The sequence below is a fragment of the Mesorhizobium maamorense genome (assembly GCF_044998965.1).
In the GTDB taxonomy this organism is placed as follows: Bacteria; Pseudomonadota; Alphaproteobacteria; order Rhizobiales; family Rhizobiaceae; genus Mesorhizobium.
The window spans coordinates 5,620,266-5,633,722 of the sequence record NZ_CP173356.1 but is presented as its reverse complement, the minus strand read 5'-3'; the positions used below and the strand labels follow the sequence as shown (position 1 = coordinate 5,633,722).

14 protein-coding genes and 1 pseudogene are annotated in these 13,457 nt (G+C 64.6%); 8 read left to right on the top strand and 7 right to left on the bottom strand.

Features of this window, described 5'->3' with window-relative positions:
• The first annotated feature begins 83 nt into the window (after positions 1-83).
• The 5 genes from ACIU1A_RS28225 to ACIU1A_RS28205 all read left to right on the top strand — a co-directional run bounded on the left by ACIU1A_RS28225 (position 84) and on the right by ACIU1A_RS28205 (position 4,336).
• Positions 84-773, top strand: a complete 690-nt coding sequence (locus ACIU1A_RS28225) for a CerR family C-terminal domain-containing protein (RefSeq protein ID WP_140563811.1) — start codon at positions 84-86, stop codon at positions 771-773.
• Positions 770-1,723 (top strand): HlyD family secretion protein, encoded by a 954-nt coding sequence (locus tag ACIU1A_RS28220; protein WP_140524405.1) that lies wholly within the window; start codon positions 770-772, stop codon positions 1,721-1,723. The genes ACIU1A_RS28225 and ACIU1A_RS28220 overlap by 4 nt, the downstream gene beginning before the upstream one ends.
• Positions 1,720-2,640, top strand: a complete 921-nt coding sequence (locus ACIU1A_RS28215; RefSeq protein ID WP_140491769.1) for an ABC transporter ATP-binding protein — start codon at positions 1,720-1,722, stop codon at positions 2,638-2,640. The genes ACIU1A_RS28220 and ACIU1A_RS28215 overlap by 4 nt, the downstream gene beginning before the upstream one ends.
• Complete coding sequence (locus ACIU1A_RS28210; RefSeq protein WP_404925804.1) at positions 2,637-3,773, top strand: ABC transporter permease; 1,137 nt, start codon at positions 2,637-2,639, stop codon at positions 3,771-3,773. Before ACIU1A_RS28215 ends, ACIU1A_RS28210 begins: the two co-directional genes overlap by 4 nt.
• A 257-nt stretch (positions 3,774-4,030) precedes the next feature.
• The gene (locus tag ACIU1A_RS28205) at positions 4,031-4,336 is read left to right on the top strand and encodes a DUF1236 domain-containing protein (RefSeq protein WP_140491773.1); all 306 of its coding nucleotides are present in this window, start codon (positions 4,031-4,033) and stop codon (positions 4,334-4,336) included.
• 109 nt (positions 4,337-4,445) lie between these two features.
• Here the strand turns inward: ACIU1A_RS28205 and ACIU1A_RS28200 are convergent, their stop codons facing one another.
• Both ACIU1A_RS28200 and ACIU1A_RS28195 read right to left on the bottom strand, forming a co-directional pair.
• Positions 4,446-5,426, bottom strand: coding sequence for a threonine/serine dehydratase (locus ACIU1A_RS28200; RefSeq protein ID WP_404925803.1), 981 nt, complete (start codon positions 5,424-5,426; stop codon positions 4,446-4,448).
• Positions 5,427-5,573: 147 nt separating this feature from the next.
• The gene (locus tag ACIU1A_RS28195; protein WP_140514141.1) at positions 5,574-5,897 is read right to left on the bottom strand and encodes a hypothetical protein; all 324 of its coding nucleotides are present in this window, start codon (positions 5,895-5,897) and stop codon (positions 5,574-5,576) included.
• Between the two features lie 177 nt (positions 5,898-6,074).
• Between ACIU1A_RS28195 and mbfA the strand changes: the two genes are divergently transcribed.
• Positions 6,075-7,058, top strand: coding sequence for an iron exporter MbfA (mbfA, locus tag ACIU1A_RS28190; RefSeq protein ID WP_140491779.1), 984 nt, complete (start codon positions 6,075-6,077; stop codon positions 7,056-7,058).
• Between the two features lie 45 nt (positions 7,059-7,103).
• Here the strand turns inward: mbfA and ACIU1A_RS28185 are convergent, their stop codons facing one another.
• Both ACIU1A_RS28185 and ACIU1A_RS28180 read right to left on the bottom strand, forming a co-directional pair.
• On the bottom strand, positions 7,104-7,448 hold the full coding sequence (locus ACIU1A_RS28185; RefSeq protein WP_140554710.1) for an antibiotic biosynthesis monooxygenase: 345 nt from the start codon (positions 7,446-7,448) through the stop codon (positions 7,104-7,106).
• Positions 7,445-7,777, bottom strand: a complete 333-nt coding sequence (locus ACIU1A_RS28180) for an NIPSNAP family protein (RefSeq protein WP_404925802.1) — start codon at positions 7,775-7,777, stop codon at positions 7,445-7,447. The genes ACIU1A_RS28185 and ACIU1A_RS28180 overlap by 4 nt, the downstream gene beginning before the upstream one ends.
• A gap of 162 nt (positions 7,778-7,939) precedes the next feature.
• On the opposite strand from ACIU1A_RS28180, the pseudogene ACIU1A_RS28175 reads away from it, so the two are divergent.
• Positions 7,940-8,615: pseudogene (locus tag ACIU1A_RS28175) on the top strand (ArsR/SmtB family transcription factor).
• A 78-nt stretch (positions 8,616-8,693) separates the two neighbouring features.
• Here ACIU1A_RS28175 and ligD read toward each other — a convergent pair.
• The 3 genes from ligD to ACIU1A_RS28160 all read right to left on the bottom strand — a co-directional run bounded on the left by ligD (position 8,694) and on the right by ACIU1A_RS28160 (position 12,713).
• Positions 8,694-11,207 (bottom strand): DNA ligase D, encoded by a 2,514-nt coding sequence (gene ligD, locus ACIU1A_RS28170; RefSeq protein WP_404925801.1) that lies wholly within the window; start codon positions 11,205-11,207, stop codon positions 8,694-8,696.
• 12 nt (positions 11,208-11,219) lie between these two features.
• Positions 11,220-12,098 carry a Ku protein gene (locus ACIU1A_RS28165; protein WP_404925800.1) on the bottom strand — a complete coding sequence of 293 codons (879 nt, stop codon included), beginning with the start codon at positions 12,096-12,098 and terminating at the stop codon, positions 11,220-11,222.
• Between the two features lie 108 nt (positions 12,099-12,206).
• Positions 12,207-12,713 carry a ferritin-like domain-containing protein gene (locus ACIU1A_RS28160; protein ID WP_140491790.1) on the bottom strand — a complete coding sequence of 169 codons (507 nt, stop codon included), beginning with the start codon at positions 12,711-12,713 and terminating at the stop codon, positions 12,207-12,209.
• Positions 12,714-13,113: 400 nt separating this feature from the next.
• Between ACIU1A_RS28160 and ACIU1A_RS28155 the strand changes: the two genes are divergently transcribed.
• Positions 13,114-13,254, top strand: a complete 141-nt coding sequence (locus ACIU1A_RS28155) for a hypothetical protein (RefSeq protein ID WP_013892047.1) — start codon at positions 13,114-13,116, stop codon at positions 13,252-13,254.
• Positions 13,255-13,457 lie beyond the last annotated feature (203 nt).

Below are 13,457 nucleotides of genomic sequence, written 5' to 3'. Positions count from 1 at the left end.
CTAAAGCCCGCGCGGGCCGGCATGGCAAGCCATGTCCGGGATCGGATTTGACTTTAATCAATCGATTGATTAAAGTGTGCCGCATGATCAAGCCGCCCGAAGCCCGAACTCCTCGCCGCGAGCCGCCCGCCGCGGAGATGACACGTGAAGCCCTGGTCCGCGCGGCGCTCAAGCTGTTCGGACGACAAGGCTTCGACGGCACCTCCACGCGCGAGATCGCGGCGGAGGCCAAGGCCAATATCGGTTCCATCGCCTATCACTTCGGCAGCAAGGAGGGGCTGCGCCTCGCCGCCGCCGACCATATCGTGGAGACTATACAGTCTGTCGCCGGCCAGGCACTCGGCGAGGCGCGGGCGCCGGCAATCGCGAACCCCGAGACGGCGCGGGCACAGCTGTTCGCGGCGCTGGAGCGGATGGTGGCATTCGTCGTGGCCCAGCCGCAAGCCGGTGAGATCGTGCAGTTCGTGCTGCGCGAGCTCTCGCATCCGACCGCGGCGCTCGACCGCATCTATGACGGCGTGTTCGAGCCGACGCATCGGCGCCTGTGCCTGCTCTGGGAACAGGCGACCGGCGAGGCGGCCGAGAGCGAGGCGACCCGGCTCACCGTGTTCACGCTGATCGGACAGGTCATCTATTTCCGCATCGGCCGCGAGGCGGTCATGCGCCGCATGGGCTGGCGCGAGATCGGCGCCGCCGAGGCCGCCAAGGTGGCGGCCGTCACATCGGACAACCTCAGCGCCATACTGGCCGCCCGGAAGGGATCGAGACGATGAGCTTTCTTTGTTCGCTGCCGCTTGCCGCTCAACTCTTCGGCGCCTGCGCACCGGCTTCTCCGCTGGCCGTCGGCTATGTCGAAGGCGACTATGTGCTGCTGGCGCCGATCGAGGTGGCGCAGGTCGAGACCGTCGCGGTCAAGCGCGGCGATCGCGTCACATCGGGCACCACGATCGTGACGCTGGAAAACGCCGACGCGAAAATCGCGGTCGCACAGGCCACGGCAAGTCTCGCCCAGGCGCGGGCGCAGCTTGCCGATCTGCAGGTGGGCAAGCGGCCGGAAGAAATCGCCGCCCTCAAGGCCCAGGTCGACATGGCCAAGGCGCAGGCTGACGATGCCAGACGCAAATACGACCGCGCTGCCGACCTCTTCAAGCGCGGCACCGGCACGCAGGCCGACTACGACACCGCCTCGGCCACGCTGGAGACGGCCAACGCGCAGGTCGGACAGGCGCAGGCCAATCTCGCCGCCGGCGGCCTGCCGGCGCGTCCCGAGACGATCAAGGCCGCCGAAAGTCAGGTCAAGCAGGCACAGGCCGCGCTCGACCAAGCGGCGTGGCGGCTATCCAAGCGCACCCTGGCGGCCCCTTCTCCGGGCCGCGTCAGCGACGTCATTCGCAATCCGGGCGACACGGCAGGGCCGACCGCGCCCGTCATCTCCGTGCTGCCCGACGGCGCGGTGAAGCTCAGCGTCTATATACCCGAAGCCGCCTTCTCCTCGGTCAAGGTCGGCACTTTGCTCCGCGTCCATTGCGACGGTTGCGGCCCGGATGTGAAGGCGCGCGTCAGCTATGTCTCGCCCGATCCGGAATTCACTCCGCCGGTGATCTATTCGCTGGAGAACCGGCAGAAGCTGGTCTACCTCGTCGAGGCGCGGCCGGAGGGCGGCGCCGGCGCCTTGCAGCCGGGCCAGATCGTCGACGTCGAGCTGGCGGTTTCAGGAAAATGAACGTCATCGACGTGCACGGCCTGGTCAAGCGCTTCGGCGACAAAACCGTCGTCGACCATGTCACGATGACGGTGGCGGAAGGCGAGATCGTCGGCTTCCTCGGCCCCAACGGCTCGGGCAAGACCACCACCATCCGCATCATGTGCGGCCTGCTGACCCCGGACGAGGGCGAAGGCACGGTGCTGGGTTTCGACATCCTCACCGACAGCCTGCGCATCAAGCGCGAGGTCGGCTACATGACGCAGAAATTCTCGTTCTACGAGGATCTGACGATCGGCGAGAACCTCGAATTCGTGGCGCGGCTCTACCGGCTGAAGCCGGTCGAGGAGCATGTCGCCAGGACCCTGGAGGAGCTCGGCCTGACGACACGCCGCAACCAGCTCGCCGGTACGCTATCGGGCGGCTGGAAGCAGCGGCTGGCGCTGGCCGCCTGCATCATGCACAAGCCCAAGCTGCTTCTGCTCGACGAGCCGACGGCCGGCGTCGACCCCAAGGCGCGGCGCGAGTTCTGGGACGAGATCCACCGGCTGGCGAGCGGCGGGCTGACCGTGCTGGTCTCCACCCACTACATGGACGAGGCCGAGCGCTGCCATCGCATCAGCTATATCTCCTACGGCAAGATGCTGGCGACGGGCACCGTCGCCGAGGTGGTCAGGAATGCCGGCCTGACCACTTTCGTCCTGCAGGGCCCGCGCCTCGACCAGGTGGCGCAAGCGCTCGAAGGCCGGCCGGGCGTCGACCAGGTGGCGCCGTTCGGCGCGACGCTGCATGTCGTGGGAGCCGACAGGAAGAAGCTGGAGACGGCGCTGGCCGATGTCGAGAAGGAACACAAGGGCGTGACGGTTGCGCCGGGCGAAACCAGCCTCGAGGACGTCTTCATTCAGTTCATGTCCGGCTCGAAGGACAACATGGCATGAACGCGGTCTTCTCCTTAGCCCGGCTCGGCGCGCTGCTGATCAAGGAGTTCATCCAGATGCGCCGCGACCGCATCACCTTCGCCATGATGCTGGGCGTGCCGCTGATCCAGCTGGTGCTGTTCGGCTACGCCATCAACAACGACCCGAAGAGCCTGCCGGCGGCACTCGTGGCGACGAGCAGCGATCCCTATACGCGCGCCATGGTCTCGGCGCTGCAGACCACCGGCTACTACCGTTTCGACCATGTGGCGCAAAGTGCCGAGGAGGCCGAATTCCTGATGGCGCGCGGCGACGTCGCCTTCGTCGTCACCATTCCGGCCGATTTCGCGCGGCGGGTGGAGCGCGGCGACAATCCGCAGATCCTGATCGAGGCCGACGCCACCGACCCGGCGGTTGCCAGCGGCGCCATCTCGACGCTCAGCACCGTCGCCGGCCAGGCGCTGCTCAGAGCGCAAGGCATGCAGGAGGCCGCCGCCGAGGCCGCCCGGGGCCAGCTCGATGTGGTCGTGCACCGGCGCTACAATCCGGAGGGCATCTCGCAATACAACATCGTCCCCGGCCTGCTCGGCGTCATCCTGCAGATGACGATGGTGATGATGACCTCGATCGCGCTGACGCGCGAGACAGAGCGCGGCACGATGGAGAACCTGCTCGCCATGCCGTCCAGCCCGCTCGAGATCATGCTGGGCAAGGTGCTGCCCTATCTGGCGGTCGGCGCGGTGCAGGTCGTGGTGGTGCTGGCGGCGTCGAAGCTTCTGTTCGCCATCCCCTTCACGGGGTCGATGACGCTGCTCTTGTCGGCGGTGCTGGTGTTCGTGCTGTCCCTGGTGCTGCTCGGCTACACGATCTCGACCGTCGCGCGCACGCAGATGCAGGCCTTGCAGCTCACCTTCTTCTTCTTCCTGCCGTCGATCATGCTTTCGGGTTTCATGTTTCCCTATCGCGGCATGCCGGGCTGGGCGCAGATCTTTGGCGAGATCTTTCCCCTGACGCATTTCCTGCGCATTACCCGTGCCGTCATGCTGAAGGGCGCGCAGCTGCCGGCGGTGGCCGTGGAGATCGGCTGGCTGATGGTGTTCGTGGCGCTGTTTGCCGGCGTCGCCCTGATCCGCTTCCGCCGCACGCTGGACTGAAAACAGCCGCTGGGGCGGTCCAGGGTTCCATCGAGCCCTGGACCCTCCCGTTGGAACCATGCTTCTGCCCCGGCGTTGTCGATCAGCCTCGCCGCTGCCACTTGCGGGCCAAGACGGCCCCCTCAGTGCAAGCGAAGCCTTTGGCATCTCGAGTCCGGCCGCATCATCTGGCGGGGTGCGGAATGCCACCAAAACAACGAGATAGAGCCGAGACTTGCAACTGTATTGCGCTCTATCGACCAGCAATGGAGGCAATGATGAGACTGTATCTTTCCGCCACCGCGGCCGGGCTTCTGCTAGCCGCCGGCATCGGTGCCGCCGCTGCTCAGGACGTGATCATCGAGCCGCAGCAGGAGACCGTCATCCGCGAATATGTGCACAAGAAGCCGATCGCCTCGGTCGACCTGCTGGGCGTCCAGCTGGCCATCGGCTCGACCTTGCCGGACACTGTTGAGCTGCATGCGATCGATGTTCCTGATGTGCAGTACCGCTATGTCGTCGTCAACGGTCAGACCGTCCTCGTCGATCCCGGAACCCGTCGCATCGTGAAAGTCATCGACTGACGTCACCGTCATCAGCTGACGGGCACTGGGCAATTCCAGGAAAAGTGCGCAGCGGTTTCCATCCGGAATTGCGAAACAAGGCTGCCCGCCCTGCCATGCAGGGCGGGCGTCAAGCGGCAGCAGCCATGATCTTGGCATAGGCGTCGAAATCGACATTGCCGCCAGACAGCACCACGGCCACGCATTTGTCGGCCAAGTCGATCCTGCCCGACGAGAGCGCGGCGAGCCCGACGCAGCCGCCGGGCTCCACGACGAGCTTGAGATGGGCCATGGCGTCGCGCATGGCCTGCTTCGTCGCCTCCTCCGAGACGGCAATCCCGCCGGCCAGCGTCCTGCGATTGATCTCGAAAGTGAGCGCGCCCGGCTCGGCGACGAGAAGTGAATCGCAGATCGAGGTGTGGCCGGGCTCATTCGCTACCCTGGTGCCCTTGGCCAGCGACCGGCTGGTGTCGTCGAAAAATTCCGGCTCTGCCGCCCAGACGGCGGTGGCGGGCGAACCGTCCTTGACCGCGATCGAAATCCCGCTGCTCAGCCCGCCGCCGCCACAGGGAACGATGACGGCGTCGAGGCTCACGCCAAGCGCCTTGGCCTGACGCAGCAGTTCGAGGCCGATCGTGCCCTGGCCGGCGATGATGGCGGGATCGTCATAGGGCGGCACCAGGACCATGCCCTTCTCCACGTAAGGCCGCACCACGGCCACGCGGTCTTCGCGGACGCGATCGAAGGCGACCACTTCGGCGCCCATCTTGCGGACATTGCCGATCTTCATGGCCGGTGCGTCCGACGGCATGGCGATGACCGCCCTGACGCCGAACATGGCGGCGGAAGCGGCAACGCCTTGCGCATGATTGCCCGAGGAAAAGGCGACCACGCCGCGGCCACGCTCCTCGGCCGATAGCGAGGACAGCTTGTTGTAGGCGCCGCGGAACTTGAACGAGCCGGTACGCTGCAGCGTTTCCGGCTTGAACAGGATGCGGCCGCCGAAGCGGCTGTTGAGCTCGGGCGATTCGATCAGCGGCGTCTCGACGATAAGGCCGGAGAGCCGGGCGGCGGCGGCGTGGATATCGGCGATGCCGGGAGGCGTGGTCATGGCGGGTCCTGTAAGATGTGGTCCGGCCATGGTGCACGCAAAGGGCCGCGCGAGGCCAACAAAAAAATGTAACCGTCACAAGGTTTGGGATCACGACGGCCGGCAGTGCTGGCAGTCACCTGCCTGCCGGTCCGTCCAGTTCAACCCTCACCCCAACAACGTCCGCTGCCGCTTGTTGCCGCCGGCCTTGCGCCAGGCGTTGAAGCGATGGGTGGCGGCGGCAAAGGAAATCTTCATCTGCTGGGAGACCGAATAGCGCGACTTGCCTTCGTCGAACATGCGGTAGCAGCACTCGACGCCTTCCTCGGTCAGCTTGCCGTCGAGGGTCTTGTTGTGCGGGTTGGCGGGATCGAACTTCTCGATCTGCTGCTCGACCAGACCTTTCAGGCGCTGCAGATCGGCCTCGATGCTGGCTATGAGGTCGAGGACGGGTTTCGGGTCGAAGTGATGGGCGTCCGGCTTTGCAGTCATCGGCGGCTTCCTCGGTTGTTGGCTTGAGTTTGGTCATATAAGTGAACATTTGCCGATAATGAAGAGGCGGCGCCGAATGGCGGCTTCAACAAATCTTGACCACTGCCCAGGCGCACGATTGACCGATGCGGCAGCAAACTTTAGTTTAGAACAATTCTAAACTAGGGTGATTTCCTCATGCTTTCCCGTGTTTTCGGCTTCGGCCGCCGCTCCTTCGATTCGCTCTCCGAACAGGAGATCCTGGCGCTTGCCATCTCGTCGGAAGAAGACGACGGGCGCATCTATCGCGCCTATGCGGATGGGCTGGCGGAGGATTTTCCGCAATCGGCCAAGATGTTCGAGGACATGGCCGAGGAGGAGGACGGTCATCGCGACGCGCTGATCGAGCTTTTCCGCAGGCGTTTCGGGGAGCGCATTCCGCTGATCCGGCGCGAGCATGTGAAGGGCTATTACGAGCGCAAGCCCGACTGGCTGGTCAAGCCGCTCGGCATCGAGCAGGTACGCCGCCAGGCCGAGGCGATGGAGCGGCAGGCCTATCTGTTCTATGTCGAGGCGGCCAGGCGCACCACCGATGCCTCGACCAGAAAGCTGCTCGACGAACTGGCGGCGGCGGAACAGAGCCATGAGAGCATGGCGCAGCGGCTGGAGCAGCAGCACGTGCCGGGCACCGTGAAGGTCGAGGAGGCGACGGCCGAGCAGCGCCAGTTCATCCTCACCTATGTGCAGCCGGGACTGGCCGGACTGATGGACGGTTCGGTATCGACGCTGGCGCCGATCTTCGCCGCCGCCTTTGCCACGCACGACACCTGGCAGACGCTTCTCGTCGGCCTCGCCGCCTCGATCGGCGCCGGCATCTCGATGGGCTTCACCGAGGTCGCCTCCGACGACGGCAAGCTGTCGGGCCGCGGTTCGCCGGTCAAGCGCGGCCTGACCGTGGGCATCATGACGACGCTCGGCGGCCTCGGCCATGCGCTGCCCTACCTAATCCCGCATTTCTGGACGGCGACCGCGGTTGCCGCCGTGGTGGTGTTCTTCGAACTCTGGGCGATCGCCTTCGTCCAGAACCGCTACATGCAGACACCCTTCCTGCGCGCCGCCTTCCAGGTGGTGCTCGGCGGCGCGCTGGTGTTCGCGGCAGGCGTGCTGATCGGGAACGCATAGGGTTCATCCCTTCTCCCCTTTTTGGGAGAAGGAAGGACCTGCCGATTACCCGTTCACCGCCCGGCTATCCACCGGCGCCTGTTGCCTTTCACTCAAGCCATAATCGCGCACGACGTGCGCGATGCGCAGGCGGTAACCGGCAAAGATGCCGCCGCGCCCGGCCTGCTGGGCCTGCCGGTGTTCTTGCGTGTTGCGCCAGGCCTTCACCGCTTCCTCGTCGCGCCAGAACGATAGTGACAGGATGCGGTCCGGATTGGCGAGGCTCTGGAAGCGCTCGACCGAGATGAAGCCATCGATGCTTTCAAGCAGCGGCCGCAACTGCGCGGCGATGTCCAGATAGGCATCGCGCCTGCCCGCGGCCGGCTCGACCTCGAAGATGACGGCGATCACGGCAGCACCAGCTTCGCGTGCGGGCCGGACGCCAGTTTCAGGAACATGCGGTCCTCCTTGAGGATGAATTTTTCCCGGCGGGCGAATTCGTAGTTTGCCTTGCCGGCCGGGTCGGCGGCAAGCCGGGCCCTATAGGCTTCATAGGCAGCCAGGCTTTCTATGTTGTAGGCCGCATAGGCGGTCGTGGCCGAGCCTTCATGCGGCGCGTAGTAGCCGATCAGGTCGGCGCCACAGCGCGGAATGGCCTGGCCCCAGTTACGGGCATATTCCTCGAACGCGGCCTTGCCGAACGGATCGATCTTGTAGCGGATGAAGCAGGTGATGGTCATTCCGGTCTCCCTGGATTTGTCGCATCGATAATTCGATCTCTGTCGAAACGGCGCCCACGCCGGTGTGCTAAGCAGTTTCCTGTCAGGAGCATCATCAGCGCTCCTTGAGCTCAGCGAAGGATAGTGATTATCTGGCGAGAATGCTTCGATAGGGATGAAACTATGCGCGAAGGACCCGACATTGCCCGCATCGCCAGCCTGATCGGCGACCCGGCCCGCGCCAACATGCTCAACGCACTGATGGGCGGCACGGCGCTGACGGCAAGCGAACTGGCGCTTGAGGCCGGCGTCTCGATGCCGACCGCCTCCTCGCATCTGTCGAAACTGATGGAAGGCGGGCTGCTGACCGTGGCAAGCCAGGGCCGGCATCGCTATTACGGGCTCGCCGGGCCGCAGGTGGCTGAAATGATCGAAGCCATCGCCGGCGTCGCCGAAACCATCGGCCCCAGGCGCGTGCGGCCGGGCCCGCGCGACGGGGCGATGCGCGTGGCGCGCGTCTGCTACGATCATCTTGCCGGCGAGCAGGCGGTGGCGATGCTCGACCGCCTCATCGACCGGAGACTGCTGCTGCGAGACCACGGCGAAATCCGCTTGGCGCCTTCGGCCGCCTCGCATTTCGCGGCGCTAGGGATCGATGTGGAGGCGAAGGCCCGGCGGCCGGTGTGCCGCGCCTGCCTCGACTGGAGCGTACGGCGCTCGCATCTCGCCGGCACGCTGGGCGCCGCCATCCTCGACAAGATCCTCACCGAGAAATGGGCGCGCCGGGAGAAGGACAGCCGCGCCGTGATTTTTTTCGCCGCCCGGCAAACAGGCGTTCGAGAAGGTGTTTTTGGCTTGAGCTATCGGCGCTGTTGCCAGCATCGATTCGTCGGCGGGACAGGCGCGAAGGATCGCCGCGCTGCAAATGCGGGCAGGATTACCCCCGCTTCAACACCTTCCCCTTCTTGAAGAAATCCTTCCACGGATCGGCTTCCGCGAGTTGCTTCAGCGTCGTCTTGTCGCCGATGGGGAATGCGTTCGGCGGCAGGCCGGCCTCGATCTCGGCCCAGGTCACCGGCATCGACACCGTGGCACCCTTCTTGGCCCGCGACGAGTACGGCGCGACCGTGGTCGCGCCGCTGCCATTGCGCAGATAGTCGACGAATATCTTGCCGGTGCGCGCCTTCTTCGACAGCGTCGCGGTGTAGCGGTCGGGCGCGCCCTGTTCCAGCGCGCGCGCGAAATCATGGGCGAAGCCTTTCACCTCCTCCCAGTTGGCCGACGGTTTCAGCGGCACGACGACATGAAAGCCCTTGCCACCCGACGTCTTGACGAAATTGGGCAGCGACAGCTCGTCTAGCTTGCCTCTTATGTCGAGTGCCGCCGCCCGCACCGCCTTCACATCGACGCCTTCATCGGGGTCGAGATCGAAGACGATCTGGTCGGGACGTTCGAGCTCGTCGATGGTGCAACCCCAGATGTGGATCTCGACCACGCCGAGCTGGACAAGTGCCGCGACGCCATCGAAGTCACGGATAAACAGGATTTCCTCGCCATCCGTGGGATCCCTCGTTTTCTCGATCTTGTCATGCATGCCTGGCGAGGCATGCTTCTGGAAGAAGCGCTGGCCGCCGACACCGTCGGGGGCCCTGACCAGGCTGAGCGGGCGGTTGACCACGAATTGTTTCATGCGCGGCCACACCAGCGCGTAATGATCGAGCAGCCCCTGCTTGGATATCTTTTCGTCGGGCCACAGCAGCTTTTCTGGGTGGGACAGCTTCACCGTGGTGGTTGCCGTCCTTGCCGGCGTTGCGCCGCTTGACGCCGGCTTGGCCCGGGCCGTGCTTTTGCCTGTCGGTGTCTTCGGCTTTTCCTGCACGACTTCCTCCGCCGGCTTGTCCTCGCGCAGCCCCTGGAACGAGGCGTGGCGTACTATATGGTCGGAGGTCCAACTGCGGAACTCCACTTCGCCGACAAGCTCCGGCTTCACCCAGACCAGGCCCTTGCCCCTCGGCACGGCCTTGTCGAAGGGCGACGACTTCGTTTGCAGCGCATCGAGCTTCTTCTTCAGGGCATTGGCGCCGCCGGTCGAGAAGCCGGTGCCGACGCGGCCGGCATAGTGCAGCTTGCCGGCCTCGAAATACCCGAGCAGCAGCGAACGCAGCCCGCGCCCGGTCTTGTCGGACGGCAGGTAGCCGGCGATGACGAACTCCTGTCGCAGCGTGCATTTCGACTTCACCCAGGACGGCCCGCGCCCGCTGCGGTAGACCGCGTCGGCGCGCTTGGATACGACGCCCTCCAGTCCCATGCGGCAGGCATGCTCGAGCATCACCTTGCCGGGCTCGGCGAAATGGTCGCTGAAGCGGACCGCCGAATCCTCCGGCTGGCCGGCCAGCAATTCCTGCAAGGCCTGCTTGCGCTCGACCAGCGGCTCGCGACGCAGGTCCCGCCCATTCAGCCGCATCAGGTCGAAGACGTAGTAGATGAAGCGGTCCGTGCGCTTCGCCGACAGGTCGGCCTGCAAAAGCGCGAAGGAAGAGACGCCGCTGTCGGCCAGCACCACGATCTCGCCGTCGATGATGGCGTCGCTGCATTTCAATCCGGCGAGCTCGGCGACGATCGCGTCGCCGAATTTCTTCGTCCAGTCGAGGCCGGTGCGGGTGAGCAGCCGCACGTCCGTGCCGGCGATCTGCGTCTGCATGCGATAGCCGTCGAACTTCACCTCATGCAGCCAGTCCTCGCCCGGCGGCGCTTCCCGCTCGAGCGTGGCCAGTTGCGGCTCGATGAAGTCGAGGCGCTTTGCGTGTCCGGCCTTGGCTTGGGCGGCGGCCGGTTTGTTGGAGTGCCAGACCTTCGCCTTCTCCCCTTTCGCGGCCTTGCCCGCCCCGACCTCCTCGATCGTCAGGCCCGACTTCACCGATTTCGGCGCTTCCTCCAGAATATCCTCGCCTGGCCGGGCCGCGCCATCATCCGACTTGATCAGCAGCCAGTTGTCGCGCTTCTCGCCGGGGCGCGGTCTCAACCGCACCAAGTGCCAGCGGCCGTGTAGCTTGTGGCCGTTGAGCTCGAAATTGATATGGCCCTTCTTCATCGCCTTGGCCGGATCGCCCTCGGGCACCCATGTGCCCTCGTCCCAGACGATGACCGAGCCGGCGCCATATTCGCCCTTGGGAATGGTGCCCTCGAACGGCGCATAGTCGATCGGATGGTCCTCGACATGCACGGCGAGCCGTTTCTCGTGCGGATCGAGGCTGGGCCCGCGCGTCACCGCCCAACTCCACAGCACACCGGCATGTTCGAGGCGCAGGTCGTAATGCAGCCTGGTCGCGGCGTGCTTGTGGATGACGAAGATGCCGCCTGCCTCGCTCTTCTTGCCGCGGGCGACCTTGCCGGGGGGTTCGGCGGTTTTCCTGAAATCGCGCTTGGCGTGATATTGTTCGAGGCTAGCCATCCCTTGATGTCCTCACGCCGATTTGCGCTTGGGCGCGGCTTCTTTCGGCTTGCCGCGTTTGACCGCCGGTTTGGCTTTCGCGGAGGCCTTGCCGCGGCGTTCGCCCGATCCGCCGTCCGACGAAAGGCTCTTCTTCAGAGCGTCGAAAAGATTGACGACGTTGGACGGCTTGGGCGCCGCCTTGGCCTTCGGCGCCTTGCGGCCCGCCTTCTTGGCGCGGATCAGTTCGAGCAGCGCATCCTCATACTTGTCCTCGAATTTCGAGGGATCGAACTTCGCCTTCTTCTTGTCGATGATGAGCTCGGCCAGATCGGTCATCTCCTGATCCATCTTCACCGATTCGATGTCGCCGAAGACGGTGTCCGGCTGGCGCACCGTGTTGTCGTAGCGCAACGTCGTCAGCACCATGCCCTTGCCAAGCGGTTCGATGACCACGGGACGTTCGCGCCGATAGAGCACGATGCGCGCCAGACCCGCCATCTTCTTGCCGGCCATCGCGTCGCGGATGACGGCGAAAGCGTCCTGCGAGACCTTGTCGGCCGGCGCGACGTAATAGGGCGTATCGAGATAGATCTGCTCGATGGAGGATTTGTCGACGAAGCCGTCGAGGCTCATCGTGTGCGAGGACTCGATCTGGATGGCCTCGATCTCGTCCTCTTCGATGTGGATGAACTTGCCATCGTCGTCCTCGTAGCCCTTTATCTCGTCGCCATCCTCAAGCGGCTTGCCGGTTTCGGCGTCGACATAGATCCGCTTCACCGTGTTGCCGGTCTCGCGGTTGAGGATGCGAAAAGAGACCTTCTCGGCATGGGTGACGACATTGGTCAGTTCGATGGCGCAGGTGACCAGCGAAAGCTTCAGATAGCCTCTCCAGGCGGGACGCGGCGCCATGATGATTTCCTGAGAAAGACCTGGCTGGAACGGACGACGACCCCAACGGTTCCAATCCGGTCGAGCCAAGGCCGGCGCGATTGCCACCGGCCCCGGCTCTTTCAGCCCCTATTCGGCGGCCTGCAGGTTGATCTTGCTTTCCGCTATTTCGGTCAGCTTGCGATCCGTCGCCTGCTCTTCCTTGAGGTTCTTGGCCAGCACGTTGGCGCAGTCGCTGCGGCCAAGCTGCTTGGCCCAGGCGATCAAGGTGCCATAGCGGGTCATCTCATAGTGCTCGACCGCTTGCGCCGAGGCGATCAGCGCCGCGTCCAGCACCTCCTTGTCGTCGACGTCGCCGCTGACGTCGTCGGCTTCCTCGAGGATGCCGTCTATGGCCGGGCAGTTGACCTCCTTGGCCTTGACGCCGTGCAGTTCGAACACCTGCTCGACGCGCTCGACATGGCCCCTGGTCTGCTCGAGATGTTTCTCGAAGCCGGCCTTCAGCTGAGGATCCGTCGCCTTGTCGATCATCTTCGGCAATGCCTTCTCGATCTGCTTTTCGGCATAATAGATGTCGCGCAGCGTGTGCACGAAGAGGTCGTCCAGGGTTTTGATGTCCTTCGAAAAGAAGCCCATGATTGCGGCCCTTCCTTTGCTCTTGCGGTTGCGGGTTAGCGTGGGGCCGCAGGTCGGCGGCCCCATGGGCCGGCCATGCCGGCTCGAAGAATCAACGTCTCGTCCCAGGCCGGGTTCCGGACTTGCGGCGGCGAGCAAGGAAAATTCTCCCGCCAGGGCGAAAGCTGAAACGCAACCGCACCCAGGCGACATCCAAACGAAACATATGTGATGCAAAAGTCACACACGCCGAAATGGCGACAAAAGGCGTGGAAAGACCCCGAATCAGCCGCATTCCGGCCATGAAGCGACGGGTTTTCGACCAGAAATTAACATCGCGTTCACCGACTATTCACGCCTCGACGCTATGATTTCCGCAATTCGGAAGGGACATCCGAAAGTCGGGACAGGGACAGGTAAAATGAACTTCCTCACGCACCTCATCGGCTATGCCGCAGCCATCCGCGAATTCGTCGCGCCGACCTATCGGCCCGAGCGCTATTACATGCGCGGACCAGGCCCGGCCTGCGCTCGTCGCGGCACCTCGCTGGGCGCGCACTGACCATGACTTTCGAGAGCCGACACAACAGCCGCATCTTGCAGGCCGGACGCCGAGTCGCGCGCCACCACCTATCGCGCCGAGCGCCCGACCTTCGCCGATCGGCGGCGTGCGACATCGCCGCGGCTTTGAGACCGCCTTCGCCGGCTTAATGTCTCAAGACACAGGCCGCCGAGGCCCGCGTGAGCGACCTTCTCCAGTCCAGT

Coding starts and splice junctions, on each gene's coding strand:
- ACIU1A_RS28200 (WP_404925803.1), bottom strand. CDS start 5,426: ATGACCACGCCTCCCGGCATCGCCGATATCCACGCCGCCGCCGCCCGG.
- ACIU1A_RS28220 (WP_140524405.1), top strand. CDS start 770: ATGAGCTTTCTTTGTTCGCTGCCGCTTGCCGCTCAACTCTTCGGCGCC.
- ACIU1A_RS28215 (WP_140491769.1), top strand. CDS start 1,720: ATGAACGTCATCGACGTGCACGGCCTGGTCAAGCGCTTCGGCGACAAA.
- mbfA (WP_140491779.1), top strand. CDS start 6,075: ATGCTTTCCCGTGTTTTCGGCTTCGGCCGCCGCTCCTTCGATTCGCTC.
- ACIU1A_RS28210 (WP_404925804.1), top strand. CDS start 2,637: ATGAACGCGGTCTTCTCCTTAGCCCGGCTCGGCGCGCTGCTGATCAAG.
- ACIU1A_RS28225 (WP_140563811.1), top strand. CDS start 84: ATGATCAAGCCGCCCGAAGCCCGAACTCCTCGCCGCGAGCCGCCCGCC.
- ACIU1A_RS28180 (WP_404925802.1), bottom strand. CDS start 7,777: ATGACCATCACCTGCTTCATCCGCTACAAGATCGATCCGTTCGGCAAG.
- ACIU1A_RS28195 (WP_140514141.1), bottom strand. CDS start 5,897: ATGACTGCAAAGCCGGACGCCCATCACTTCGACCCGAAACCCGTCCTC.
- ACIU1A_RS28160 (WP_140491790.1), bottom strand. CDS start 12,713: ATGGGCTTCTTTTCGAAGGACATCAAAACCCTGGACGACCTCTTCGTG.
- ACIU1A_RS28165 (WP_404925800.1), bottom strand. CDS start 12,098: ATGGCGCCGCGTCCCGCCTGGAGAGGCTATCTGAAGCTTTCGCTGGTC.
- ACIU1A_RS28205 (WP_140491773.1), top strand. CDS start 4,031: ATGAGACTGTATCTTTCCGCCACCGCGGCCGGGCTTCTGCTAGCCGCC.
- ligD (WP_404925801.1), bottom strand. CDS start 11,207: ATGGCTAGCCTCGAACAATATCACGCCAAGCGCGATTTCAGGAAAACC.
- ACIU1A_RS28155 (WP_013892047.1), top strand. CDS start 13,114: ATGAACTTCCTCACGCACCTCATCGGCTATGCCGCAGCCATCCGCGAA.